This window comes from Actinoplanes sp. NPDC026623 (genome assembly GCF_040638275.1).
GTDB lineage: Bacteria > Actinomycetota > Actinomycetes > Mycobacteriales > Micromonosporaceae > Actinoplanes.
In genome coordinates, this window is record NZ_JBEZXZ010000013.1 from 33488 (window position 1) to 57252 (window position 23765).

Sequence of the window (23765 nt, forward strand, 5' to 3'; positions counted from 1 at the left end):
GTACTACGGTGGGGCCGTGCGTGCAGCGACGATGGCCGACATCGCCCGGCGTGCGGGCGTTTCCCGCATCGCGGTGTCGTATGCGCTCAACGGCCGCCCGGGCGTCTCCGCCGAGCTGCGCCGGCGCATCCTCGGCATCGCCCGCGAGGTGGGCTACCGCGCGAACGGCCCCGCCCTGGCCATGCACGGCGCCTCGGCCAGCGCGGTCGGGCTGGTGCTGCTGCGCTCGTCGGCGGCGCTGACCGTCGAGGTGTTCCGGCGGCAGCTGATCGCGGGCATCCAGGCCGAGCTGTCGGCGCGCGGCTTCGCGCTGGCGCTGCAGCTCGTCGCCGATCTGGGCGAGGAGGCGAAGGTCCACCGGCGGTGGAGCGCCGAGCGCCGGGTGGACGGCGTGCTGATCTGCGATCCGCGCCTCGACGACCCGCGGATCCCGGTCGTGCTGGGGCTCGGCCTGCCGGCCGCGCTCGTCGGGGGTACGCCCGATGACGTGCTGCCCGGTGCCTGGTGCGACGACACCGGCTGGACCCGGGACCTGGTCGACCATCTGGCCGGGCTGGGGCATGTCCGGATCGCCCGGGTCGCCGGGCCGGCCGGGATGGTCCACACCGCGATCCGCGACGCGGCGATGCGGGAGGCGTGCGCCCGGCGCGGCGTCGAGCTCACCGTCGTGCGGGGCGACTACACCGGCGCGGACGGTGCCGCGCGCACCCGGGAGCTGCTGGGGCCGGGGCGGCGGCCGACGGCGATCGTCTACGACAACGACGTCATGGCGGTCGCGGGGCTGGGCGTCGCGGGTGAGCTCGGCCTGGCCGTACCGGGGGAGTTGTCGGTGGTGGCCTGCGAGGACTCGCCGCTGTGCCAGGTGGTCGGGCCGCCGCTGACGGCGATCCGGCGGGACATCGCGGCCTACGGGAGCCTCGCGACCGCGCAGCTCTTCGCCGCGCTCGACGGCGAGCCGAGGCCGCCGGTCCAGGCGCAGAGCGGCCGGCTCGAGGTCCGCCGCAGCACGGGCCGGCCCGACCCGGTCATTTAGCGAATTCGCAGGCTCAACTGACCGGCGGCGCGGTGCTGCCGCGCGCGACCAGGCGGGCGGGCTCGTCCAGCCGGCTGCCGACCTGCTCGCCGCCGATGACGGCCAGCAGCAGCCGGGCCGCGTGCGCGCCGTACGCCGCGATGTCGCGGGTCAGCGCGGTCAGCGGCGGATGCACCAGCCCGCACACGGGCGAGTCGTCCCAGGCCACGATGGACAGTTCCGCGGGTACCCGCAGGCCCAGCTCCCGCGCCGTCGCCAGCCCCGCGATCGCCATGATGTCGTTGTCGTAGACGATCGCCGTCGGCCGGGGGTGGCCGCCGAGCAGGTCCCGGGTCGCCCGGGCGCCGGCCTCCCCGGTGTAGTCGGTCCAGATGGTGTTCGCCGAGGTGACCGGCAGCCGCGGGCACGCCTCGGCGAACGCCCGGGTGCGCGCGGCGGTGTGTGCCAGGCCGGCGATGCCGGCGACCCGGGCGACCCGCCGGTGTCCCAGGCCCGCCAGGTGCTCGAGGGCCTCCGCCACCGACACGGCGTCGTCGGACCACACGCTCGCGGACCCGCCGCCGGCCGGCGGGCCGACGATCACCGTGGGCAGGCCGATCTCCTCGACGGCCGGCACCCGCGGGTCGTCGGCGCGCACGTCGCAGAGCAGCACCCCGTCGACCCGGCCCTCGACCCACCACTGCCGGTAGACGTCGATCTCCGCGGCCGCGTCGCCGTCCGGAACCATCCGCAGCAGCAACGCGTAGGAGCGGGTGGACAGCTCGGCCTCGACCCCGCTGATCAGTTCCATGAAGAACGGCTCGACGCCCAGGGTGCTGGGCGGGCGCTGAAGCGCCAGCCCGACGACCTTCGCCGGCGCGCCCGCGAGCGCGCGGGCCGCGGCGCTGGCCCGGAAACCCCGCCGGTCGGCGATGGCCAGGATCCGCTCCCGGGTCGCCTCGGAGACCCCGGGCCGGCCGTTGAGCGCGTAGGACACCGCGCCCTTGGAGACGCCGGCCTCGCGGGCGATGTCGGCGATCGTCGGCCTCTTCACCCTCGTCAGCATGTCACGGGTCACGGGGGTGGCGCCCCGGGGCCGCCCGGCCCATGATGCAGAAATGCTCTCCTACGCCTGCGGGATCTCCGATGTGCCGCTGCTCGGCGAGACGATCGGCGCCAATCTCGAACGCACGGTCGCGGCCTTCGGCGACCGCGAGGCGCTTGTCGACGTGCCGTCCGGGCGCAGGTTCACCTACTCCGAGTTCGACGGCGCGGTGAACGAGATCGCCCGCGGCCTGCTGGCCCGCGGCATCCGCAAGGGCGACCGGGTCGGCATCTGGGCGCCGAACTGCCCGGAGTGGGTCATCACCCAGTACGCGACGGCCAAGATCGGCGCGATCCTGGTCAACATCAACCCGGCGTACCGGACGCACGAGCTCGCCTACGTGGTCGAGCAGGCGGGCCTGAGCCTGCTGGTCAGCGCGGTCGCGTTCAAGACCAGCGACTACCGCGGCATGATCGCCGAGATCGGCTTCACCGCCACGATCTTCATCGGTACGCCGGACTGGGACGCCCTGATCGCCGCGGGCGAAGCTCGCTCGCTCGCCGAGCGGGCCGCGACGCTGGCGTTCGACGACCCGATCAACATCCAGTACACGTCGGGCACCACCGGCTTCCCGAAGGGCGCCACGCTCTCGCACCACAACATCCTGAACAACGGCTTCTTCGTCGGCGAGCTGGTCGGCTACGGCGAGGACGACCGGATCTGCATCCCGGTCCCGCTCTACCACTGCTTCGGCATGGTGCTGGGCAACCTGGCCGCCACCTCGCACGGCGCGTGCATGGTGCTGCCGGCGCAGGGCTTCGACCCCGCGGCCACCCTGCGGGCCGTCGCGAGCGAGCGCTGCACCTCCCTGTACGGCGTGCCGACCATGTTCATCGCCGAGCTCGGCCTGCCGGACTTCGCGGGCTACGACCTGTCCTCGCTGCGTACCGGGATCATGGCGGGCTCGCCGTGCCCGGTCGAGGTGATGAAGCGCGTGGTCGCCGAGATGAACATGCGCGAGGTCGCCATCTGCTACGGCATGACGGAGACGTCGCCGGTGTCCACGATGACCCGCCGCGACGACGGCCTGGACCGGCGCACCGAGACGGTCGGCCGGGTGCTGCCGCACCTGGAGTCGAAGGTGGTCGCGCCGGAGACCGGCCTACCGGTGCCGCGCGGCGAGGCGGGCGAGCTCTGCACCCGCGGCTACTCGGTCATGCTCGGCTACTGGGAGCAGCCCGAGGCGACCGCGGAGGCGATCGACGCGTCCCGCTGGATGCACACGGGCGACCTGGCGACGATGGACGCGGACGGCTACGTCAACATCGTCGGCCGGATCAAGGACCTGGTCATCCGCGGCGGCGAGAACGTCTACCCCCGCGAGGTGGAGGAGTTCCTCTACTCGCACCCGGACGTCTCGGACGTCCAGGTGATCGGGGTGCCGGACCTGAAGTACGGCGAGGAGCTGATGGCCTGGGTGGTGCTGCGCCCGGGCGCGGCGCCGCTGACGGCGCAGGCGGTGCGGGAGTTCTGCGCGGGCCGGCTCGCGCACTACAAGATCCCCCGCTACGTGCACGTGGTCGACGGCTTCCCGATGACGGTGACCGGCAAGGTCCGCAAGGTGGAGATGCGCGAGCGGGCGGTCGAGATCCTCGGCCTCGGGGACGCCGCGGAGGTCCGCAACGCCTAGATCATCCGGGCGTGCAGGCGGGCCGCGCGCTCCGGGTCGGTGATCGTCCGCAGCGCCAGCCAGGCGGCTCCCGCGGCCGGGTCCCGGGAGGTCGTGACCGGGGCCGGCACGGCCGCGAGCACCGCGGCGCGCACGGGGGTGTCCCTGGTCAGGAGGCTGCCGGCGAGCACGACCGGTCCGGACGGCGGGCCGAGTTCGGCGAGGGTGGCGGCGAGCCGGGCGCCGGCCTCGGCGGTCAGCCGCTCGGCGAGGGGATCGCCCGCCGCCGCCGCCGCGCAGACCAGCGGGGCCAGCGCGGCGAACGCGGCCGGCTCTCGGCTCCCGGCCCAGTGCACCAGGGCGTCGCGGGAGTCCACTCCGGCGTGCGCGGCGATCCCGGCGGCGAGGCCGGCCGGCGCGGCGGGCGCCGACCAGGCGCGGGCCGCCGAGCGCACCGCCCGCAGGCCCAGCCACAGGCCGGAGCCCTCGTCGCCGAGGAGCCAGCCGAGGCCGTCGGCGGTGCGGCCGATCCGCCAGTCGCCGATGTGGGCCGCGACCGCGCCGGTCCCGGCGATGAGCACCGCGCCGGAGGGTGCCGCGGTGCCCGCGGCGAACGCCGTCACCGCGTCCCCGATCACCGTGATCGGGCAGGTCAGGCCCGCCGCCGCCCACTCGTGGGCGAACGCCGCGGCGATCCGTGGATCCGCCGTGATCCCCGCGCCGGCCACGCCGACGACGCCGGCCGCCACCGCCGCCGGCTCGTGGTCACCGAGCGCCTCGCGCACCGCCGTACCGATGGCGCGTGCGGCCGCCGGGCCGGCGGTGGTGGGGTTGCCCGGGCCCGCGTGGCCGCGGCCGACGACGGTGCCGTCCGCGGCGGCCACCACCGCCCGGGACGCCGTGCCGCCGGCGTCCACACCCAGTACGAGCATCATGCAGCAGATCGAAACATAGAAACTTCTTATTGACCAGACGGCGAAGTGGTCGTAATTTTCATCGTCATAACCAATCGATGAAAAGGACGACCACTGGTGACGGGTGAGAGCGGCGGGCTGCTGGTGCGGCTGCGCATCGAGGGACCGACCATGCCGGAGGCGCTGGCGAAGATCGCCGAGACCATTCTCGGCGACCCGGAGACGGCCGCGCACGCGAGCATCGTCGATCTGGCCGAGCGATCGGGGACGTCCACCGCGACGGTCACCCGGTTCAGCCGGGCGCTCGGCTTCAAGGGGTACGCGAACCTCCGCGTCGCCGTCGCGACCGAGACCGGCCGGGCCGAGCAGGCGCGCTGGGAGACCGACATCTCCGGCGACATCTCGCCCGGTGATCCGCTCGACAACGTGCTCGACGTGATCACCGCGGCCGACACCCGGGCCATCCAGGCGACCGCCGCCGGCCTCGACACGACAGCGGTCGAGCGGGTCGCGGCCGCGATCGCCACCGCCGGCCGGGTGGAGATCTTCGGGCTGGGCAGCAGCGGCACCGCGGGCAGCGAGATGGCGTTCCGCCTCGAACGGATCCGGATCCCGGTGCGCTACCGCGCCGACACGCACACCGCGCTGACCAACGCCGCGCTGCTCGGGCCGGGCGACGTGGCGATCGGCCTGTCGCACTCCGGCCGGACCCGCGAGGCGATCGAGATGCTCGCCGAGGCGGCCGACCACGGCGCGCTGACCGTGGCCGTCACCTCCTTCGCGCGCTCACCGCTCGCCGAGGTGGCCGACGTCGTCTTCACCACCTCGGTGCACGAGACCACCTTCCGGCTCGCGGCCCTCTCGGCGCTGCACTCGCAGCTGCTGATCCTCGACCTCATCTACGTCGCCGTCGCCCAGCGCACCTACGAGCGCACCACCGAGGCGCTCGAACTCACCGTGCGGGCCGTCGACGCGCACCGCGTACCCGAGAACGGCACCGGCAACCGCAAGCGAGCACGGAGGGAGAAGCCGCTGTGACCATCTCAAGCGCCGACTACGTCGAGGTCATCGAGAGGGCCATCGCGCGGGTCGGCACCACCCAGGCCGACCCGGTGGCGCGCGCCGCCGACCTGCTCACCGCGACGCTGCAGGCCGGCGGGGTGATCCAGGCGTTCGGCTGCGGGCACTCCGAGGCGCTCGCCATGGAGATCGCCGGCCGGGCCGGCGGGCTGGTGCCCACCAACAAGATCGCGCTGCGCGACCTCGTCCTGTATGGCGGCGAGCCGGCGAGCGTGCTCGGCGATCCCGAACTCGAGCGCACGCCCAGCGTCGCGCAGCGGCTCTACGACCTCGCGCCGATCAAGCCCGACGACGCCTTCGTCATCGCCTCCAACTCCGGCGTCAACGGCGCGGTGGTGGAGATGGCGCGGCTGGTCAAGCGGCGCGGGCACCCCCTGATCGCGATCACCTCGATCGCGCACTCGGCCCGGGCCGGCTCGCGGCACGACAGCGGGCTCAAGCTCGCCGACCTCGCCGACGTCGTCCTCGACAACGGCGCGCCGTACGGCGACGCGTCACTCGCCTACGGCTCGGACGCCGGCGTCGGCGCCGTCGGCGCCGTCTCCTCCATCACCGCGGCGCTGCTGGCACAGCAGATCGTCGTCGAGGTGGTGGCGCGGCTGCTGGCGCTCGGCGTCACCCCGCCGGTCTACCTGTCCGACAACGTGCCGGGCGGGCGGGAGCACAACCAGTTGATCGAAGCGCGGTACGCCGGGCGCATCCGGCGTACCGCTTAGGGAAAAGGCCCAGCTTATGAACCGTTCGCCCCTTTCAGGACCGTACCCCACGAGACGAACCGTGCTGCGCACGGCGGTGACCGCCGGTGTGGCGCTGCCACTGCTGAGCGCCTGCGTCACCGGCGGTGACGACGACGATGACCCGGCCGCCGGCAACGCCGGCGTCAAGAGCGCCGACAACCCCCTGGGGGTCAAGCCGGACGCGCCGCTCGAGGTCGTGATCTTCAAGGGCGGCTACGGCGACGAGTACGCGAAGAAGGCCGAGGCGGTGTACAGCCGCAAGTACCCCGACGCGAAGATCGACCACCAGGGCATCCAGAAGATCGGGGAGGCGCTGCAGCCCCGGTTCGTCGCGAACACGCCGCCCGACGTCGTGGACAACACCGGCGCGAGCCGCCTCGACATCGCCACCCTGGTCTCGGCCAAGCAGGTCAGCGACCTGAGCCGGCTGCTGGACGCCCCCGCGTTCGACGTGCCGGGCAAGACCGTGCGCGAGACGCTGCTGCCCGGCGTGGTCGACGACGGCACGTTCGACAAGGTGCCGCTGACGCTCAACTTCACATACACGGTCTGGGGTCTCTGGTATTCGAAGCGGCTCTTCGCGGCGAAGGGCTGGACCTTCCCGAAGACCTGGGACGAGATGCTCGCGCTCTGCGCCACCATCAAGGCCGCCGGCATCGCGCCCTGGACCTACCAGGGCAAGTACCCGGAGTACATCAACGACCCGCTGCTCGGCATGGCCGCCAAGACCGGCGGGCTTCCGCTGCTGCAGGCCGTCGACAACCTCGAGCCCAACGCGTGGAAGGCGCCCGGCCTGCTCGGCGCGGCCGAGGCGTTCGCGGAACTGGCCGGCAAGGGCTACCTGATGCCCGGCTCCGAGGCGCTGTCGCACACCGAGGCGCAGGCGGCCTGGTCGCAGGGGAAGGCGGCGATCATCCCGTGCGGCTCGTGGCTGGAGAGCGAGCAGCAGGGCGTCACGCCGCCGAACTTCGACATGGTGCTGGCGCCGGTGCCGTCGCGTACGGCGGCGGACGCGCTGAAGCAGACCGCCGTGCAGGCGGCGAGCAGCGAGTCGTTCCTGGTGCCGGCCAAGGCGAAGAACCCCGCCGGCGGCATGGAGTACCTGCGGATCCTGTTCTCGAAGGAGTCGGCGAAGGGTTTCGCCGAGTCCGCCGGGACGCTGCCCGCCGTGATCGGGGCGACCGAGGGGCTGACGCTGAGCAGCGGCCTCGGTTCGGTCCGCGACGCGGTGGCGGCGGCCGGCCGGGAGACCTTCACCTTCCGGTTCCGCACCTGGTACGCGCCGCTGGCCAAGGCCGTCGACGACGCCACCGGGGAACTGGTCAACCGGCGCAGCACCCCGGCGCAGTGGTCGGACCGGATCCAGAAGGCGGCCGACGCGCTGGCCAAGGACTCCTCGGTGAAGAAGTACACCCGCTGATGAGACACGGCCGGTGGCGGTTCCTGGCCGGCGCGTTGATCCCCGCGCTGGTGCTGCACGTCGTCTTCGTGCTGTCGCCGTACGCGCAGGCCTTCTACCTGTCGCTGACCGACTGGACCGGCGTGGCCGGCGAGGCGCACTTCGTCGGGGCGGGCAACTATGCCCGCCTCGGCGGCGACTCGCTGTTCCTCGACGCGGTTCGCAACAACGCCGTGATGCTGATCGTGGTCCCGCTGGTGACGATCGGGATCGGGCTGTTCCTGGCCAGCGTGATGCAGCTCGGCGGGCGCGGCGGGAGGCGGGGGATCGCGGGCTCGGGCGCGTACCAGATCGTCTACTTCTTTCCGCAGTTGTTGTCGCTGGTCGTCATCGCGGTGCTGTGGGGCTTCGTCTACAACCCGAACAACGGCCTGCTGAACGGCGCCCTGCGCGCGGCCGGGCTGGACGGGCTGACGCGAAGCTGGCTGGCCTCGCCGTCGCTGGCGCTGCCCGCGGTGATGGCGGTGCTGGTCTGGTCCTCGGTCGGCTTCTACGTGGTGCTGTTCAGCGCGGCGATCGACGGCATTCCGCGGGAGTTGTTCGAGGCGGCGCTGCTCGACGGCGCCGGCGGCTGGGCGACGTTCCGCAGGGTGACGCTGCCGCTGGTGCGCGAGAGCGTGCAGGTCGCGTTCGTCTATCTCGGCATCGCGGCGCTGGACGCCTTCGCGGTCGTGCAGGTGATGACGGTCGGTCCCGGCGGACCGGACGGCGCGACCGAGGTCATCGGGCTCTCGCTGTACCGCAACGCCTTCCAGTACGGGAAGTTCGGCTACGCCTCGGCCATGGGCGTCGCGCTGTTCTTCGCCACCCTGACCCTGGCCGTGCTCGCGCTGCGGTCCGGCCGCAAGGAGAGGCTGGAGCCGGCATGACCCTCGTACGCGAACGGCCCGCCGTCTCCTCGCCGCCCGCCGAGTTCCGCGGCTCGCGGCGGTCCTATGCGGTGTTCCCGGTGCACCTGGCGATGCTGGCCTGGGCCGTGGTCACCGCGCTGCCGCTGCTCTGGGCGGTGGTCAGTTCCTTCAAGACCGACGACGAGATCCTCAACCACCCCTGGTCGCTGCCCGCGTCACCGCAGTACGGGAACTGGGCGCGGGCCTGGACCGAGGCGAGCATCGGCCGCTATTTCCTCAACAGCGTGCTGGTGGTCGGCGGTGCTCTGCTGCTGACCATGCTGCTCGGCTCGCTTGTCGCCTATGCCCTGGCGCGCTACGAGTTCCGGGGCAATCGGCTCATCTACTACACGTTCGTCGCCGCGATGTTCTTCCCGGTGTTCCTCGCCCTGGTGCCGCTCTTCTTCGTCGTGCAGCAGCTCGGGCTGCTGGGCACGTACCAGGGTCTGATCCTGGTCTATGCGGCGTATGCCGTGCCCTTCACGGTCTTCTTCCTGCACGCGTTCTTCCGCACGCTGCCCGGTGAGGTGGCGGAGGCGGCGTTCATCGACGGCTGCTCGCACGGCGCGGTCTTCTTCCGCGTGATGCTGCCGATGGCCCGGCCGGGCCTGGTCGCCGTCGGCATCTTCAATTTCCTCGGGCTCTGGAACCAGTACCTGTTGCCGCTGGTTCTCAATCCCGACCCGGACCGGTACGTCCTGGCGCAGGGTCTGGCCGCCCTGTCGGTCAGCCAGGGGTACCGCAGTGACTGGAGCGGTCTGTTCGCCGGCCTGACCATAGCCATGCTGCCGGTGCTCATCGCCTATGTCGCGTTCCAACGGCACATCCGCGCCGGTATGACCGCCGGCGCGGTCAAGTAGGTCCCTTCCATCCCCCTTCATCGGAGGACCCTGCTCATGTCAATCGATAAACGTAAATCCCTGAGCTATGCCGGGGCGGTCGCGTTACTCGGCTCGCTGGCCGTCTTCAGCGGCGCGCCGAGTGCCTCCGCCGCCGACTGCGGCTACCTGTTCGACGACTTCTCCTACACCTCGTCGAGCGACGGTTCGCTGAGCGCGCACGGCTGGACGGCGCGCAGCTACGCCGGCGGTCCCGGCGTACCCGGGGCGACCTGGTCGCCGAACAGCATCACCTTTCCCACCTCCGGCGGCCAGAAGGTCATGCAGCTGACCGCCTCCACCGACGGCACCGGCGCCGGCACCAACCAGGCCGAGCTGTACAGCACCCAGAAGCGCTACTTCGAGGGCACCTACGCCAGCCGGGTCCGCTTCACGGACACGCCCTCCGGCGGCAACGACGGCGACCACATCAACGAGACGTTCTTCACCATCAGCCCGCTCAACGGCGACCTCGACCCGACCTACAGCGAGCTGGACATCTCCGAGTACCTGCCCAACGGCGGCTGGGGCGAGACCGGCCCGATCAACTATCAGACCACCTGGTACACCTACCGCAACGAGCCCTGGTTCGCCGACAACGTGCACTCCGAGCAGCGCAGCAGCCTCGCCGGCTGGCACGACCTGGTGGCGACGGTCGTGAACGGCCACGTCATGTACTACATCGACGGCGTGCTGGTCGGCGACCACTCGGGGAAGTTCTATCCCCGGCAGACCATGACGATCAACTGGAACCTCTGGTTCATCGACACGGCGGCGCACACCGGCGGGCTGAGCACGTACGCCCAGCAGGTGGACTGGGTGATGTTCGCCAAGAACCAGGCGCTGACCCCGGCACAGGTGACGTCGAAGGCGGCGGCGTACCGCTCCGCGGGCAGCACGTTCGCGGACACTGTGGACTCGACGGGCGGCTGCACCACGCCGACCAACCCGCCGACCACCGCGCCCACGACGCCGCCCACGACCTCGCCGACCACCCCGCCGCCCGCCGGCAACTGCGCGACGGCGCCGGAGTGGGCGTTCAGCACGGTGTACCTGGGCGGGCAGACGGTGAAGCACGAACGGAGCCGCTACGGCGACCCGAACGGGCCGGCCTCGGGTGACGGCAAGCACCTGTGGCGGGCGCGGTACTGGACACAGGGCTCCGAGCCGGGCTGGACACAGCAGTGGGAGGACCTCGGCCGCTGCTGAGCTCGACGCCACCCCGCCCGGTCAGCCCCGGTCGTGGAACTCGCCGGGCGGGGTGGCATCCGGGGACGCGTGCTTGACGCGTTCCGCGTCGCGTAGCTGCACCCGGCGGATCTTTCCCGAGATGGTCTTCGGCAGGTCCGCGAACTCGAGGCGCCGCACCCGCTGGTGCGGCGACAGGTGGGCCCGGCAGTGCGCGAAGATCGACCGGGCGGTCTCGTCGTCGGCGGCCCAGCCGTCGGCGAGCACCACGTACGCCTTCGGCACGTACAGCCGCAGCGCGTCCGGCGAGGGCACCACCGCCGCCTCCACCACCGCCTCGTGCTCGATCAGCACGCTCTCCAGCTCGAACGGCGAGATCCGGTAGTCGGAGGCCTTGAACACGTCGTCGGTGCGCCCCACGTACGTGATGTAGCCGTCCGCGTCGCGCGAGCCGATGTCGCCCGTGTGGTAGAAACCGCCGGCCGTCGCCGCAGTCGTCAACGCGGCATCGCCGTGGTAGCCGACCATCAGGCCCAGCGGGCGGGGATCCAGCTCGAGGCAGATCTCACCCTCTTCGGCGTGCTCGCCGGACGCCGGGTCGACAAGCGCCACCCGGTAGCCGGGCACCGGCCGGCCCATCGAGCCCGGATGCACCGGCTGGCCCGGCGTGTTCGCGATCTGGACCGTGGTCTCCGTCTGGCCGAAGCCGTCGCGGATGGTGACGCCCCAGGCCTTGCGCACCTGCTCGATCACCTCCGGATTCAGCGGCTCGCCCGCGCCGACGACCAGCCGCGGCGGGCTGCTCAGCGCGGTCAGGTCGGACTGGATCAGCATGCGCCACACGGTCGGCGGCGCGCAGAAGCTCGTCACACCGCAGCGCTGCATCTCGCCGAGCAGCCGGGGACCGTCGAACCGCGAATAGTTGTGGATGAACACGCACGCCTGCGCGTTCCAGGGCGCGAACACGTTGCTCCACGCGTGTTTCGCCCAGCCCGGCGACGAGATGTTGAGGTGCACGTCGCCGGGGCGCAGGCCGATCCAGTACATCGTGGACAGATGGCCGGCCGGGTACGACGCGTGGGTGTGCTCCACCAGCTTCGGCCGCGCGGTGGTGCCGGAGGTGAAGTAGAGCAGCAGCGTGTCGCCCGCGTCGGTGACACCGTCCGGCGTGAAGTCCGCCGGTCCCGCGTACGCGTCGGAGAGGGCGAGCCAGCCGTCGGTAGCGGCACCGACCGCGATGCGGGTGACGTCGTCGCCGATGCCGGCGAACGCCGCCGTCGCTCCGGTGCTCGCGACGACGTGCCGGGCGCCGCCGCGCGCCACCCGGTCGCGGGCGTCCGCCGGGCCGAGCAGCGGGGTCGCCGGGATGATGATCGCGCCGAGCTTCATCACCGCGAGGATCGTGTCCCAGAGCTCGACCTGGTTGGCGAGCATCAGCACCACCCGGTCGCCGCGGCCGACGCCGCGCTCGCGCAGCCAGCCGGCGACCCGGTTGGACCGGTCGGCCATCTCGGAGAACGAGTAGCGCTGCTCCGAGCCGTCCTCCTCGACGATCCAGAGCGCCGGGTCGTCGTTGCCCTCGGCGATGACGTCGAACCAGTCGAGCGCCCAGTTGAAGGCGCCGAGCCGGGGCCATTCGAATCCCGCGTACGCCCCGGCGTAGTCCTCCCGGTGCTCCAGCAGGAAGTCCCGGGCCTCGCGGAACGCCGTCGTACCCGCACTCGCCGCCATGTCTGCCTCCTCGGACCGTCTGAGTCAGACTGCCCCGCCGCCCGGCCGTCCGCCACCCCCGGGGCGGGTGGCCGATCAGGCGTCGCGGCGGCGCAGGCGCCAGGCGCCGGCGCCCAGCACGATCGCGACGTAGAGCGAGAAGACGGCCGCGCCGGCCCACGGCGAGAGCAGCGCCGGGTCCGGGCCCAGGTTCGTGACGGCCAGTCCCGCGGGCGACGGCAGCCAGCCGTAGACGTCGTCGGCCAGGCTCGCGGGCAGGAAGCCGGCCAGCATCTGCGGCCCGAGCAGCACGCCGAACACCGCCGCCACGCCGCCGGCCGTGTGCCGCAGCAGGGTGCCCAGGCCGAGGCCGAGCAGCGCGACCAGGGCCAGGTAGCCGGCGCCGCCGACGAGCGCGCGGGCCACGCCGGGCTCGGCCAGGGAGGTGTCGAGGTGCTTGGCGGACAGCACGGACTGGCCGGCGAGGAAGGCCCCGACGACGGCGGGCAGGCTCAGCGCGAACGTCACGGCCGCGAGCACCACCGCCTTGCTCCTGAGCACCGGGGTGCGCCGGGGCACCGCCGCGAGGGTGGTGCGGATCAGGCCGTTCGCGTACTCGTTCGTGATGACCAGGACGCCGAGCACGCCCACCGCCAGCTGCGCCACCTGCACTCCGGCCAGGCTGACCGCGACGGCGTCGAAGCTGGAGCCCTCGGTCAGCGGGTGGCTCACCCGCACCATCGCGTAGAGGATGCCGAAGCCGACGATCAGGCCCGCGGCGCTGAGCAGCGACCAGGCGGTGGAGGCGACGGAGCGGAACTTGGTCAGCTCGGCCAGGACGACGTTCATCGGTTCTCTCCCTCTGCTGTGGACGTGCGGAATTCGGCCGCCCCGGCGGTGAGCGCGAGGAACGCCTCCTCGAGCGAGCCGTGGCCGGAGTCGGCGAGCAGCCGGTCGAGGCTCGTGTCGGCGATCAGCCGGCCCCTGCCGATGACGACGACGTGGTCGGCGGTCAGCGCCATCTCGGTCATCAGGTGTGACGAGACGAAGACCGTGCGGCCCTCGGCGGCGAGGTCGCGCAGCAGGCCCCGGACCCAGCGGATGCCCTCGGTGTCGAGGCCGTTGAGCGGCTCGTCGAGGATCAGCGTGTGCGGGTCGCCGAGCAGCGCGGTGGCGATGCCGAGCCGCTGCGTCATGCCGAGCGAGAACCGCCCGGCGCGGCGGTTCGCGACCCGGTCCAGGCCGACCGCGTCGATGACCTCGCGCACCCGGGAGCGGGGGATGCCGTTGGACTGCGCGAGTGCGAGCAGGTGGTGGTAGGCGCTGCGGCCCGGGTGCGCGGCCCGGGACTCCAGCAGCGCGCCGACCTCGCGCAGCGGCGTGCGGTGCGCGGCGTAGGGCCGGCCGTTGACGCTGACCGAACCGCGGGTCGGTGCGTCCAGGCCCAGGATCAGGCGCATAGTCGTGGACTTACCGGCGCCGTTCGGCCCCAGGAAGCCGGTGACGATCCCCGGCCGTACGGTGAATGTCAGGTCCTGTATCGCGTAGCTGTCGCCGTACCGCTTGGTCAGGCCCGTTGCCTCGATCATGGTGTCCTCCTTCGTGGTCGCCTCCAGGCTTCCGGCCGCCGCTCGTCCGGTCAGTGGGGTGTGCTCGCCGCCGGGGGTGGGGATCTCCACACCCCAGGCCGGGGGAATGCCGGATGGCTTTGCGGCGCCCGGCTGCCTACGGTCGACGACGTGGACCACCTGACCGACGCGAAGCCGATCCGGCACCTGCTGGCCGGAGCCGTGCTGTCGGCGCTGGGTGCCGCGCTGCTCGCCAGCCTGGTGATCCTCTGGGGAGCGGCGTTCATCAGCGTGCTCAACGGGCTCGCGGGCGGCTGGGACCTGCTCCTGCTCTACCTGGCCGCCGTGTCGGTGCTGCCGATCGTGCTGTCCTGGTTCGTCCACGAGATCGGCGTGCTGCAGCGGCTGCGCTTCCGGCGCCTGCTCGGCGTCGACATCCCGGAGCCGTCCTGGACGCTGCGCGGCACCGGCCGGCAGCTGGCCTATCACCTGTGGGCGCTGGCGGTGGCCGTGCCGGCGACGGCGCTGATCGTGGCGCCGCCGGTCGCCCGGCGGTTCGCCCTGCGTGACTCGCGGGTCGCCGAGGATCTGCTCGGCCCGGACGACGTCGAGTCGCTGCACGCGCGGGTGGAGTCGCTGCGGAGCAGCCGGCGGGACGTCCTGCTCGCCACCGATCAGGAGCGCCGCCGCATCGAGCGCGACCTGCACGACGGCGCGCAGCAGCGGCTGATGTCCCTGGCCCTCAACCTCGGGATGGCCCGGGAGGCGATCACCGAGCCGTCGCCGGCCCGGGAGGCGATCGTCGCGGCGCACGAGGAGGCGATGCTGGCGCTGACCGAGCTGCGGCAGTTCGTGCGCGGGCTGCATCCGGCGGTGCTCGACGACCGCGGGCTGGACGCCGCCATCTCGGGCATCGCCGCGCGCTCGCCGATCCCGGTCGAGGTGTCCGTCGACATCGGGCGCCGCTGCCCCGGCCCGATCGAGGCCGTCGCGTACTTCATCGTCGCCGAGGCGCTGACGAACGTGGCCCGGCACGCCTCGGCCACCCGGGCGTCGATCGACGTGCGGCGCCACGGCGGCCGGCTCGCCGTCACGGTGAGCGACGACGGCCGCGGGGGTGCGGCGACCCGGCCCGGCGGCGGCCTCGCCGGCCTCGCCCAGCGCGCCGCCGCGGTCGACGGCGAGCTGCGGCTGACCAGCCCGGCCGGCGGGCCGACGGTCCTGCGGGTGGTCCTGCCGTGCGGGTGATCCTGGCCGAGGATTCGGTGCTGCTGCGCGCGGGCCTGACGAGGCTGCTCACCGACGGCGGCTTCGACGTGGTCGACGCAGTCGGCGACGGCGAGGCGCTGCTGCGCTCGGTCGCCGAGCACGGGCCCGACCTGGTGGTCGTCGACGTGCGGATGCCGCCGACCCACACCGACGAGGGCATCCGCGCCGCGCTGGCGATCCGGCGGCTGTGGCCGGACGTCGCGATCCTGGTGCTGTCGCAGTACGTCGAGGAGCGGTACGCGACCGACCTGCTGTCGGCGGCGACCAGTTCGGTCGGCTACCTGCTCAAGGACCGGGTCGCCCGGGTCGGCGACTTCCTCGACGCGCTGCGCCGGGTCGCCGCCGGCGGCACCGCCCTGGACCCGGAGGTGGTCTCCCAGCTCATGGTGCGGCGCCGGCCGGACCCGCACGCCCGGCTCACGCCCCGCGAGCTCGAGGTGCTGCGGCTGATGGCCGAGGGGCGCTCCAACAACGGCATCGTCGACGCGCTCGGCGTCAGCCACAGCGCGGTCGAGAAGTACGTGGGCAACATCCTCGCCAAGCTCGACCTGCCGCCGGCCGACAGCGACCACCGCCGCGTCCTGGCGGTCCTCAAGTACCTCAGACGTTGATCCGCAGCTGCGAATCCGAGTCCGATTCCAGGTGCTGTGCCGGGAGGGCCCGGCCCAGGGCGGCCGCCGCCCGCACCTTGGCCAGGGCGACCGGGAAGCCGCGCGTCGCCCGCCACAGCTTCACGATCAGGAGCAGCTCGAAGGCGACCAGCAGGGCGCCCGCGACCAGCGAGGTGGCGATGATCCAGCCGGTGAGCGGCCCGATGATGAGGACCGCCATCTCGAACTCGATGCCGCTGACCAGGTGGGTACGGATCCGGTGCCGCAGCAGGGCCGCGCGCAGCCGGGCCCGGGGTCCCTGCGGCGGAGCCAGCACGGCGTCCGGTGCCGTGGTGCGCGGCAGCGGGCCGGAGGCCTCCTCCAGGTCCGCGCGCATGCTTTCGCGGGCCTTGTTCATCTGCTGCGAGTTCAGGTAGCGGACCAGGTCGAGGAAGGTCACGACGGTCAGGGTCCAGAGGTACGCGACCTCGCCGGTCCGGGCGTACGCGCCGCCGAAGAGCGCGACCGCGCACAGGAAGACGCGGAGCCGGTCGAACATGAAGTCGAACCAGGCGCCGAAGAGCGACCCGGTCCCGTTCAGCCGGGCGACCTTGCCGTCCATGCAGTCGACGACGAAGCTCAGGTGGAACAGCGCCGCGCCGGCGGCGAGCCACCACCGCTGCTGCGGAAGGAGGCACGGCGCCAGGAAGCAGGCGGCCGAGGCCACGCCCAGCAGCGTGGCCAGGCCGGTCAGCAGGTTCGGGGTGATCCATCGGTAGGGCGCGACGAGGCGTACCAGCCTCGCCGCGAGCGGATCGACGAGCAGGACGGTCCACCACGCGTCGCGGACCTTGTAGGTCTGCTCGCGGATTTCCTGCAGTGAAGAACGACGCACCATAACCCGTGTCAACGGCGCGATCCGGGGGCAGACACTACCTATGCCCCATTTGTGACGAATTGGCCGCATCGTTATCTGCGTTTGCGTGTTTGAGAGGTTACAAGCCGCAGTCGGCATAGTAACGTCCGTTCATGGTCAACCGTCGATCTCCGGTCGGCCCGGCGGGGGCCGACGGCGACGCGCCCGGCCCGGTGTCCACTGTGGAATCCGAGCGGTCCGCGCGGGAGGCGCTCGCGGACCCGGCGGCCGTGCACATCGACGACGAGGAACGCCCGGCCCGCGTGCTGACCGGCCCGATCGCGACGGGCGTGGCCGTGGTCGCCTTCGCCGCGGCGGTGCTCGCGCTCTGGCAGGTGTTCCGGCCGCTCGCGCAGGGCAGCCAGTTCTACCTGATCATCTTCCTGGCCCTGACGCTGCCGCTCGTCTTCCTCGTCTACCGCTCGGGCTTCCCCTCGCGCGGCGCGGCGCGAACCGGCCCGGACCGGCCGACCGTGCCCGACTGGGCGCTGGCCGCGGCGACCCTGCTGGTCTGCCTCTACCCGGTGAACCCGTTCAACGGCGGCTACGACGGCTTCCTCGACCGGCAGGGGCTGCTCGAGACCGCCGACGTCATCGCCGGGGCGATCATGCTGGCGCTCGTCGTCGAGGCCTGCCGGCGCACCACGGGGCTCGCGCTGCCGGTGGTCTGCCTGGCCTTCCTCGCCTACGGCTACTACGGCGGCCTGCTGCCGCAGGACTGGGCCATCGCCCACTCCGGCCTGGACTTCGACCAGATCGTCGACGCGCTCTACAACTCCGGCAGCGGCTTCTACGGCACGCCGCTCGACGTCGCCGCCACCTACATCGTGCTGTTCACCATCTACGGTGCCGTCCTCGATCTCTCCGGCGCCAGCAGGTTCTTCGTCGACCTCTCCGTCGCCGCCTTCCGCAGGTCGCGGGGGGCCGCCGGGCGTACGGCGGTGGCCGCGGGCTTCCTGCTCGGCACCGTCTCCGGATCGGGCACCGCGACCGCGGTCAGCGTCGGCGCCGTCACCTGGCCGATGCTGCGGCGCGCCGGCTACCCGGCCGAGCAGGCCGGCGGCATGCTCGCCGCCGCCGGCGTCGGCGCGATCCTCTCCCCGCCGACCCTGGGCGCGGCCGCGTTCATCGTGGCCGAATACCTCGATGTCTCCTACCTGACCGTGCTCGGCTGGGCGATGATCCCGACCGTCCTCTACTACCTGGGCATCCTGCTCGCGGTCGAGATCGACGTGCGGCGGTTCGGGGTGCGCGCCGTCGACCTGCCGCAGACCAGCGCCGGGCGGCTGCTCCTGCGCTTCGGCTACCACTTCTCGTCGCTGGTGCTGATCGTCGTCCTGCTCGCCACCGGCCTGAGCGCGACCCGCGCGGTCGTCTACGCGACGCTGCTCGCCGCGGCGCTCTCCTTCCTGGACCGAAGCGCCTGGCTGACTCCGCGGCGGCTGTTCGCGGCCCTGTCGGCCGGCGTCCGGGGCGTCCTGCCGGTGGTCGCGGTCTGCACCGCGGCCGGCATCATCACCGCGACCACCACCAAGACCGGCCTCGGCGCCCAACTGGCGTCGCTGCTGGTCAGCGGCGCCCAGGCGGTCACCGACAACCCGACAGCGGTGCTCGCGTTGACCGTCGTGCTGGCCGCGGTCGCGCTGGCGATCCTCGGCCTGGCGGTGCCGGTCACGGCAAGCTTCATCATCGGCTGGGTGATCATCGGCCCGGCGCTGCTCGCGCTCGGCGTCTCGCCGCCCGCGGCCGCCATGTTCGTCTTCTACTTCTCCGTGCTCTCCGAGGTGACCCCGCCGACCGCGCTCGCGGCGGTCGGCGCCAGCGCGATCACCGGCGGACGCCCGGTGCCCACCATGTGGCAGGCCCTCAAGTACGCGCTGCCGGCCTTCCTCGTCCCGATCGCCTTCGTGATCACCGACCCCGGCGAGTATCTGCTGGCACGCGGGCCCGCGCTCGGCATCGTCTGGGCCACCGTCGTCGCGCTCCTCGCGGTGCTCGGCCTGGCGATCGCGACCGGCGCCTGGGTGCCCGGCGTCGGGCCGGCCGGGCCGGCCAGCCGGATCCTGGCCGGCATCGCCGGGCTGCTGCTGCTCTGTCTCGCCCCGCTCACGATCGCGCTGGGCGCCGTCGCGCTCGCCCTCGCCGCGGGGATCGCATTCATCCGTCGAACCGGGAGGACCACGCCATGAAGGTAATCGCACTGGCCGCGGTCGCGGCGCTCACCGCGTCAGCGCTGGTGGGTTGCGGCGGCAAGCAGGACGCCGCGGCGCAGGACACGGGCGGCGAGGTGACCTGCCAGGTCGCCGCGGACACCCGGGTCGGCATCGCCACCGGCAACGCGACGGGCGTGTACTTCGCGCTGGGCAACGCCTACGCCGAACAGGTCAACACCGTGGGCGGCAAGCTCAAGGCCACCGCCTCCGAGACCGGCGCCTCGGTGCAGAACATCCAGCAACTCGTCGCGGGCGAGTTCGACGTCGCCTTCTCGCTGGCCGACAGCGCGGCGGACGCGGTCAACGGCACCAACAGCTTCACCGCCAAGCAGCCGGTGCAGGCGCTCGCCCGGATCCACACCAACTACACCCAGGTCATCGTGCGCAAGGCGGCCGGCATCACCGATGTGGCGGGCATGAAGGGCAAGCGGGTCTCGACCGGCTCGCCGAAGTCCGGCACCGAGGTCATCGCCAGGCGGATGCTGACCGCGGCGGGGCTGAACCCGGACTCCGACGTCCAGGCGCAGCGGCTCGACCTGGCCAAGACCGTCGACGGCATCAAGGACGGGTCGATCGACGCGCTGTTCTGGTCGGGCGGCCTGCCGACGCCGGGCATCACCGACCTGCTGACGACCTCGGCGGACCAGGTCCAGTTCCTCGACGTCACGCCGCTGCTGCCCGAGCTCAAGAAGATCAACCCGGTCTACGAGACGGGCACCATCCCGGCCGCCGCCTACCGGACGCCGGCGGACGTGCCGACGATCGTGGTGCCGAACCTGCTGCTGGTCCGCGAGAACCTGGACGCAAACGTGGCCTGCGTGCTGACCAGGACGCTCTTCGAGCGCCAGCCGCAACTGGTGCAGGCGAACGCGGCCGCCAAGGAGATCACCCTCGGCACGGCCCGCAGGACCGACCCGGTGGTCCTGCACCGCGGCGCGGTGGCGGCGCTGGACGCCCTGAACGCACCGAAGTGACGCGAATGCGGCCGAGCGCCCCCGGGCGCTCGGCCGCATTTAAATACGTTGAGCATTCCGGTGCCGATCTTTACCGTATGAATCACACCGCACGAAGTGACCGGCCGAAGGGGGCTCGAAATGTTCCGCACCATGAATGGTGACCGGATGAAGCGCCCCAAGATGGGCCGGCGACGCGGCTGAGACCGCGACGACAGACGCCGCCCATCCCGTACGGGAGGGCGGCTTTTTGCTGTACACACGAGTGCCGCTAGCTCAATTGGTCAGAGCATCCGTCTCTTAAACGGAGGGTTCGGGGTTCGATTCCCCGGCGGCGCACGCGCAGGGTGGAGCAGCTCGGAGTGCTCGCAGGTTTCATAGGCCTGAGGTCGCGGGTTCGAATCCCGCCCCTGCAACGAAAGGAACATCGCAGGCTGAGCGCCGGCTGCTCATCCGCCCCTCATAAGGGCGGCCCGCCCGGTTCGACACCGGGGCCTGCGACGCGCCGGCGGGCGGCGTCGGGGGTGATGCCCCCACGCCGCCCGCCGCGATCTGCGTTACGTCCCTACCTGGCCCGGGCCGCCTCGCGGAGCGGCGCGCCGACCTCGTGCAGGTGCCGCAGCGCCTGCCGGTACGACTCCAGCAGGCTCGTCGACTCGTACGCGACGCCGATCTCGGCGCAGTACGCCTCGACCATCGGCTGCACCTTGCGCAGGTTCGGCGTCGGCATGGCTGGGAACAGGTGGTGCTCGATCTGGTAGTTGAGGCCGCCGAGCGCCGCGTCCGTCAGCCAGCTGCCGTTCACGTTGCGGGAGGTCAGCACCTGCTTGCGCAGGAAGTCCTCGGTGCCGTCCGGGTGCGGCATGCCCTTGTGGTTCGGGGCGAACGTCATGCCCAGGTAGACGCCGAACAGCGCCTGGTGCACCACGAGGAACGCGATCGCCTGCAGCGGGGACAGGACCAGGAACAGCGCGGTCAGGTAGGCGACCGCGTGGGTGATCAGCAGCCCGGCCTCGAGGTTGCGGCGCTTCATGTCGCCGCGGATCAGCGCCTTGACGCTGGACACCTTCAGGTCGATGCCGAGCAGGGTGAGCAGCGGGAAGAACAACCCGGCCTGGTGGCGGGTGATGAAGCCCTTCAGCCCGCGACGGCCCCAGGCGGACTCGGTGGCCCAGATCAGCACCTCGGGCGCGACGTCCGGGTCGAGATCGTCGTGGTTGGGGTTGTTGTGGTGGCGGGTGTGCTTGTCCATCCACCAGCCGTAGCTCATGCCGACGGCCAGGTTGCCGGCGATCCGGCCGGCGATCTCGCCGGGCCGCTTCGTGCGGAAGACCTGCCTGTGTGCCAGGTCATGGGCCACGAGCGCCACCTGTGCGAAGGTCACGGAGAGGAACGCGGCGACCGCCAGCGTCCACCAGGACGAGCCGACCAGGAAGAACGCCGTCCAGCCACCCACGAGCGCCAGGGTCACGGCGGTGAGCCGCACGGCGTAGTAGGCCGGCTTGCGCTCCAGCAGTCCCGAACGGGTGACCCGCCGGTTCAGCTCGGCGAAGTCACTTCCGGCCGTCGACCGCGGTCGCTCAGTCGTTGTCGTCATACCTCCAGCCTGAAGGCCGATGGCCGAATGGTCAGGAGTGTCAGATCCCCGCGGATGGTGGTGCTAGCACCCCCGTCCGCCGGATCGAGATGTGCAGGTGGTGGTGCTGGTACCAGCGATTCCGGGCTGACCGGTGGGGAGAATAGAGCCATGGAGACGCGATCGTGGGTGCGCGACGGCCTGCGGGCCATCGCCGGTGGCGTCTACGCGGTGGGCCTCGCGATCACCAACCTGCCGCTGCTGGCGGTCTCGCTGGTGGCGCTGGCGCTCAGCCCCGTACCGTTTCTCGGCCTGGCCCTGCTGCCGTGGGTCACCGACCTCGTCCGGATGCGCGCCAACCTGGAACGACGGCTGGCCGGGCGGGCCGGGATCGCGATCGCCTGCCCCTACCACCCGCCGCCGGAGCGGGCGCTGCCCGGCGGCTGGAAGCGATTCCGCTGGATCGCCACCGACCCGGCCACCTGGCGCGACCTCGCGTGGCTGGTGCCCGGCGCCCTGGTCGGCTTCAGCCTCGGCCTGCTCGCCGTGGCCATCCCGCTCTACGGCATCGAGGGCATCTCGCTGCTGCCGCTCTGGCTCTACCTCAGCGTCGACTGGTACGGCTACGGCGTCTTCTGGCCCATCGCCAACTTCAGCGAGGCGATGCTCTCGATGCCGCAGGGCGTGCTGTTCCTGGCGCTCGGGCTCGGCGCCGCGCCCTGGCTGCTCGAGGTCAACGCGCAGTTCGCCAAGCTCTTCCTGGCCCCGACGAAGGCCGCCGAGCTGCGCCTGCGGGTGGCCCAGCTCACCGAGACCCGGGCCGACACCGTCGACGCGCAGGCCGCCGAGCTGCGCCGGATCGAGCGCGACCTGCACGACGGCGCGCAGGCCCGGCTGGTGTCGCTCGGCATGACCATCGGCCTGGCCGAGGAGATGATCGAGCGGAACCCGGCGGCCGCCCGCAAGCTGCTCGTCGAGGCCCGCGAGGCGAGCGGCACGGCCCTGCTCGAGCTGCGCAACCTGGTCCGCGGCATCCACCCGCCGGTGCTCGCCGAGCGCGGCCTCGACGGCGCCGTCCGCGCGCTGGCGCTGAGCCTGCCGATGCCGGTGACGGTGGAGGTGGACCTGCCGGCCCGGCCGCAGACCCCGGTCGAGTCCGCGGCCTACTTCGCCACCGCGGAGGCCCTCGCCAACGTGGTCCGGCACAGCGGCGCCCGGACGGTCGAGGTGTCGATCCGGTACGCGGACGACGTGCTCGCGATAACCGTCAGCGACGACGGGACGGGCGGGGCCGACCCGGCCCGGGGCACCGGCCTGCGGGGCATCGATCGCCGGCTGGCCGCCTTCGATGGCACGATGACGGTGTCCTCCCCGCCGGGTGGACCGACGGTCGTGACAATGGAGTTACCGTGCGTGTTGTCCTCGCCGAAGACCTCGCCCTCCTCCGGGACGGCCTGACCCGCCTGCTCGAGGCGTTCGAGTTCGAGGTCGTCGAGGCGGTGGACAACGGTCCGGCGCTGCTGCCGGCCCTGATCAAGCACCGTCCGGACGTCGCCGTCGTCGACGTGCGGCTGCCGCCGACCTTCACCGACGAGGGGCTGCAGGCGGCGATCGCGGCCCGCACCGAGGTGCCCGGCCTGCCGATCCTGGTGCTCTCCCAGCACGTCGAGCCGCTGTACGCCCGGGAGCTGCTGAGCGACCGCAACGGCGGCGTCGGCTACCTGCTCAAGGACCGGATCTCGAACGTGGCCCAGTTCGTCGACGCGGTCCGCCGGGTCGCGGACGGCGGCACGGCGATGGACCCGGAGGTGGTGTCGCAGCTGCTCGCCCGCCGGGAGCCGCTGGCGGTGCTGACCGCCCGCGAGCGCGAGGTGCTCGGCGAGATGGCCGAGGGCCGGTCGAACGCGGCGATCGCGGCGAAGCTCTTCGTCACGGAGAAGGCGGTCAGCAAGCACATCAACAACATCTTCACGAAGCTGGGCATGCCGCCGTCGGACGACGACAACCGGCGCGTGCTCGCCGTGCTCACCTATCTCAACGGCTGAGCGCGCTTCGTCACAGCCGGGAAGGCCGGTTTGCCGCTCAGCCGTGACGCTCG

At 72.3% G+C, this 23765-nt stretch carries 21 protein-coding genes and 2 tRNA genes; 16 read left to right on the plus strand and 7 right to left on the minus strand.

Going from position 1 to position 23765, the window contains the following annotated elements; all coding sequences use genetic code 11:
• Positions 1-31: 31 nt before the first annotated feature.
• Positions 32-1033: a LacI family DNA-binding transcriptional regulator gene (locus AB0F10_RS06290; protein ID WP_360620795.1), complete on the plus strand. Its 1002-nt coding sequence runs from the start codon at positions 32-34 to the stop codon at positions 1031-1033.
• 13 nt (positions 1034-1046) lie between these two features.
• Here AB0F10_RS06290 and AB0F10_RS06295 read toward each other — a convergent pair whose 3' ends face one another.
• Positions 1047-2066, minus strand: coding sequence for a LacI family DNA-binding transcriptional regulator (locus AB0F10_RS06295; protein ID WP_360620746.1), 1020 nt, complete (start codon positions 2064-2066; stop codon positions 1047-1049).
• A 64-nt stretch (positions 2067-2130) separates the two neighbouring features.
• Between AB0F10_RS06295 and AB0F10_RS06300 the strand changes: the two genes are divergently transcribed.
• Positions 2131-3747, plus strand: a complete 1617-nt coding sequence (locus tag AB0F10_RS06300; protein ID WP_360620747.1) for an AMP-binding protein — start codon at positions 2131-2133, stop codon at positions 3745-3747.
• On the opposite strand, the gene AB0F10_RS06305 is transcribed toward AB0F10_RS06300, so the two are convergent.
• Entirely contained in the window at positions 3744-4661 is a 918-nt protein-coding gene (locus AB0F10_RS06305; protein WP_360620748.1) for a BadF/BadG/BcrA/BcrD ATPase family protein, read from the minus strand. The two genes, AB0F10_RS06300 and AB0F10_RS06305, sit on opposite strands and share 4 nt — an antisense overlap.
• A gap of 96 nt (positions 4662-4757) precedes the next feature.
• On the opposite strand from AB0F10_RS06305, the gene AB0F10_RS06310 reads away from it, so the two are divergent.
• The 6 genes from AB0F10_RS06310 (at position 4758) to AB0F10_RS06335 (ending at position 10893) form a co-directional block, all read left to right on the plus strand.
• Entirely contained in the window at positions 4758-5678 is a 921-nt protein-coding gene (locus tag AB0F10_RS06310) for a MurR/RpiR family transcriptional regulator (protein WP_360620749.1), read from the plus strand.
• On the plus strand, positions 5675-6436 hold the full coding sequence (locus AB0F10_RS06315; protein WP_360620750.1) for an SIS domain-containing protein: 762 nt from the start codon (positions 5675-5677) through the stop codon (positions 6434-6436). The genes AB0F10_RS06310 and AB0F10_RS06315 overlap by 4 nt, the downstream gene beginning before the upstream one ends.
• 61 nt (positions 6437-6497) lie before the next feature.
• Positions 6498-7877, plus strand: coding sequence for an N-acetylglucosamine/diacetylchitobiose ABC transporter substrate-binding protein (gene ngcE / locus AB0F10_RS06320; protein ID WP_360620751.1), 1380 nt, complete (start codon positions 6498-6500; stop codon positions 7875-7877).
• Positions 7877-8785 carry a sugar ABC transporter permease gene (locus tag AB0F10_RS06325; RefSeq protein WP_360620752.1) on the plus strand — a complete coding sequence of 303 codons (909 nt, stop codon included), beginning with the start codon at positions 7877-7879 and terminating at the stop codon, positions 8783-8785. The genes ngcE and AB0F10_RS06325 overlap by 1 nt, the downstream gene beginning before the upstream one ends.
• Entirely contained in the window at positions 8782-9666 is an 885-nt protein-coding gene (locus AB0F10_RS06330; protein WP_360620753.1) for a carbohydrate ABC transporter permease, read from the plus strand. The genes AB0F10_RS06325 and AB0F10_RS06330 overlap by 4 nt, the downstream gene beginning before the upstream one ends.
• Positions 9667-9702: 36 nt before the next feature.
• Entirely contained in the window at positions 9703-10893 is a 1191-nt protein-coding gene (locus AB0F10_RS06335; protein ID WP_360620754.1) for a glycosyl hydrolase, read from the plus strand.
• A gap of 21 nt (positions 10894-10914) precedes the next feature.
• Here the strand turns inward: AB0F10_RS06335 and AB0F10_RS06340 are convergent, their stop codons facing one another.
• The 3 genes from AB0F10_RS06340 to AB0F10_RS06350 form a co-directional block, all read right to left on the minus strand.
• Positions 10915-12603, minus strand: a complete 1689-nt coding sequence (locus AB0F10_RS06340; RefSeq protein WP_360620755.1) for an AMP-binding protein — start codon at positions 12601-12603, stop codon at positions 10915-10917.
• A gap of 75 nt (positions 12604-12678) precedes the next feature.
• The gene (locus AB0F10_RS06345) at positions 12679-13431 is read right to left on the minus strand and encodes an ABC transporter permease (protein ID WP_360620756.1); all 753 of its coding nucleotides are present in this window, start codon (positions 13429-13431) and stop codon (positions 12679-12681) included.
• Positions 13428-14171 carry an ATP-binding cassette domain-containing protein gene (locus tag AB0F10_RS06350; protein ID WP_360620757.1) on the minus strand — a complete coding sequence of 248 codons (744 nt, stop codon included), beginning with the start codon at positions 14169-14171 and terminating at the stop codon, positions 13428-13430. The genes AB0F10_RS06345 and AB0F10_RS06350 overlap by 4 nt, the downstream gene beginning before the upstream one ends.
• A gap of 150 nt (positions 14172-14321) precedes the next feature.
• Between AB0F10_RS06350 and AB0F10_RS06355 the strand changes: the two genes are divergently transcribed.
• Entirely contained in the window at positions 14322-15398 is a 1077-nt protein-coding gene (locus AB0F10_RS06355; RefSeq protein ID WP_360620758.1) for a histidine kinase, read from the plus strand.
• Positions 15389-16030, plus strand: a complete 642-nt coding sequence (locus tag AB0F10_RS06360) for a response regulator transcription factor (protein ID WP_360620759.1) — start codon at positions 15389-15391, stop codon at positions 16028-16030. Before AB0F10_RS06355 ends, AB0F10_RS06360 begins: the two co-directional genes overlap by 10 nt.
• On the opposite strand, the gene AB0F10_RS06365 is transcribed toward AB0F10_RS06360, so the two are convergent.
• Positions 16020-16907 (minus strand): CDP-alcohol phosphatidyltransferase family protein, encoded by an 888-nt coding sequence (locus AB0F10_RS06365; protein WP_360620796.1) that lies wholly within the window; start codon positions 16905-16907, stop codon positions 16020-16022. The genes AB0F10_RS06360 and AB0F10_RS06365 overlap by 11 nt on opposite strands.
• A 131-nt stretch (positions 16908-17038) precedes the next feature.
• Between AB0F10_RS06365 and AB0F10_RS06370 the strand changes: the two genes are divergently transcribed.
• The 4 genes from AB0F10_RS06370 to AB0F10_RS06385 all read left to right on the plus strand — a co-directional run bounded on the left by AB0F10_RS06370 (position 17039) and on the right by AB0F10_RS06385 (position 20507).
• The gene (locus AB0F10_RS06370; protein ID WP_360620760.1) at positions 17039-19114 is read left to right on the plus strand and encodes a TRAP transporter fused permease subunit; all 2076 of its coding nucleotides are present in this window, start codon (positions 17039-17041) and stop codon (positions 19112-19114) included.
• Positions 19111-20112: a TAXI family TRAP transporter solute-binding subunit gene (locus tag AB0F10_RS06375; RefSeq protein WP_360620761.1), complete on the plus strand. Its 1002-nt coding sequence runs from the start codon at positions 19111-19113 to the stop codon at positions 20110-20112. Before AB0F10_RS06370 ends, AB0F10_RS06375 begins: the two co-directional genes overlap by 4 nt.
• 244 nt (positions 20113-20356) lie before the next feature.
• Positions 20357-20430: transfer RNA gene (locus AB0F10_RS06380), tRNA-Lys, on the plus strand.
• A 2-nt stretch (positions 20431-20432) separates the two neighbouring features.
• Positions 20433-20507, plus strand: a tRNA-Met gene (locus AB0F10_RS06385).
• A gap of 149 nt (positions 20508-20656) precedes the next feature.
• Here the strand turns inward: AB0F10_RS06385 and AB0F10_RS06390 are convergent.
• Complete coding sequence (locus AB0F10_RS06390) at positions 20657-21688, minus strand: acyl-CoA desaturase (RefSeq protein ID WP_360620762.1); 1032 nt, start codon at positions 21686-21688, stop codon at positions 20657-20659.
• A gap of 150 nt (positions 21689-21838) precedes the next feature.
• Between AB0F10_RS06390 and AB0F10_RS06395 the strand changes: the two genes are divergently transcribed.
• The gene (locus AB0F10_RS06395; RefSeq protein ID WP_360620763.1) at positions 21839-23125 is read left to right on the plus strand and encodes a sensor histidine kinase; all 1287 of its coding nucleotides are present in this window, start codon (positions 21839-21841) and stop codon (positions 23123-23125) included.
• A complete protein-coding gene (locus AB0F10_RS06400; RefSeq protein ID WP_360620764.1) occupies positions 23077-23712 on the plus strand; it encodes a response regulator transcription factor in 636 nt (211 codons plus the stop codon). The genes AB0F10_RS06395 and AB0F10_RS06400 overlap by 49 nt, the downstream gene beginning before the upstream one ends.
• Positions 23713-23765: the final 53 nt, after the last annotated feature.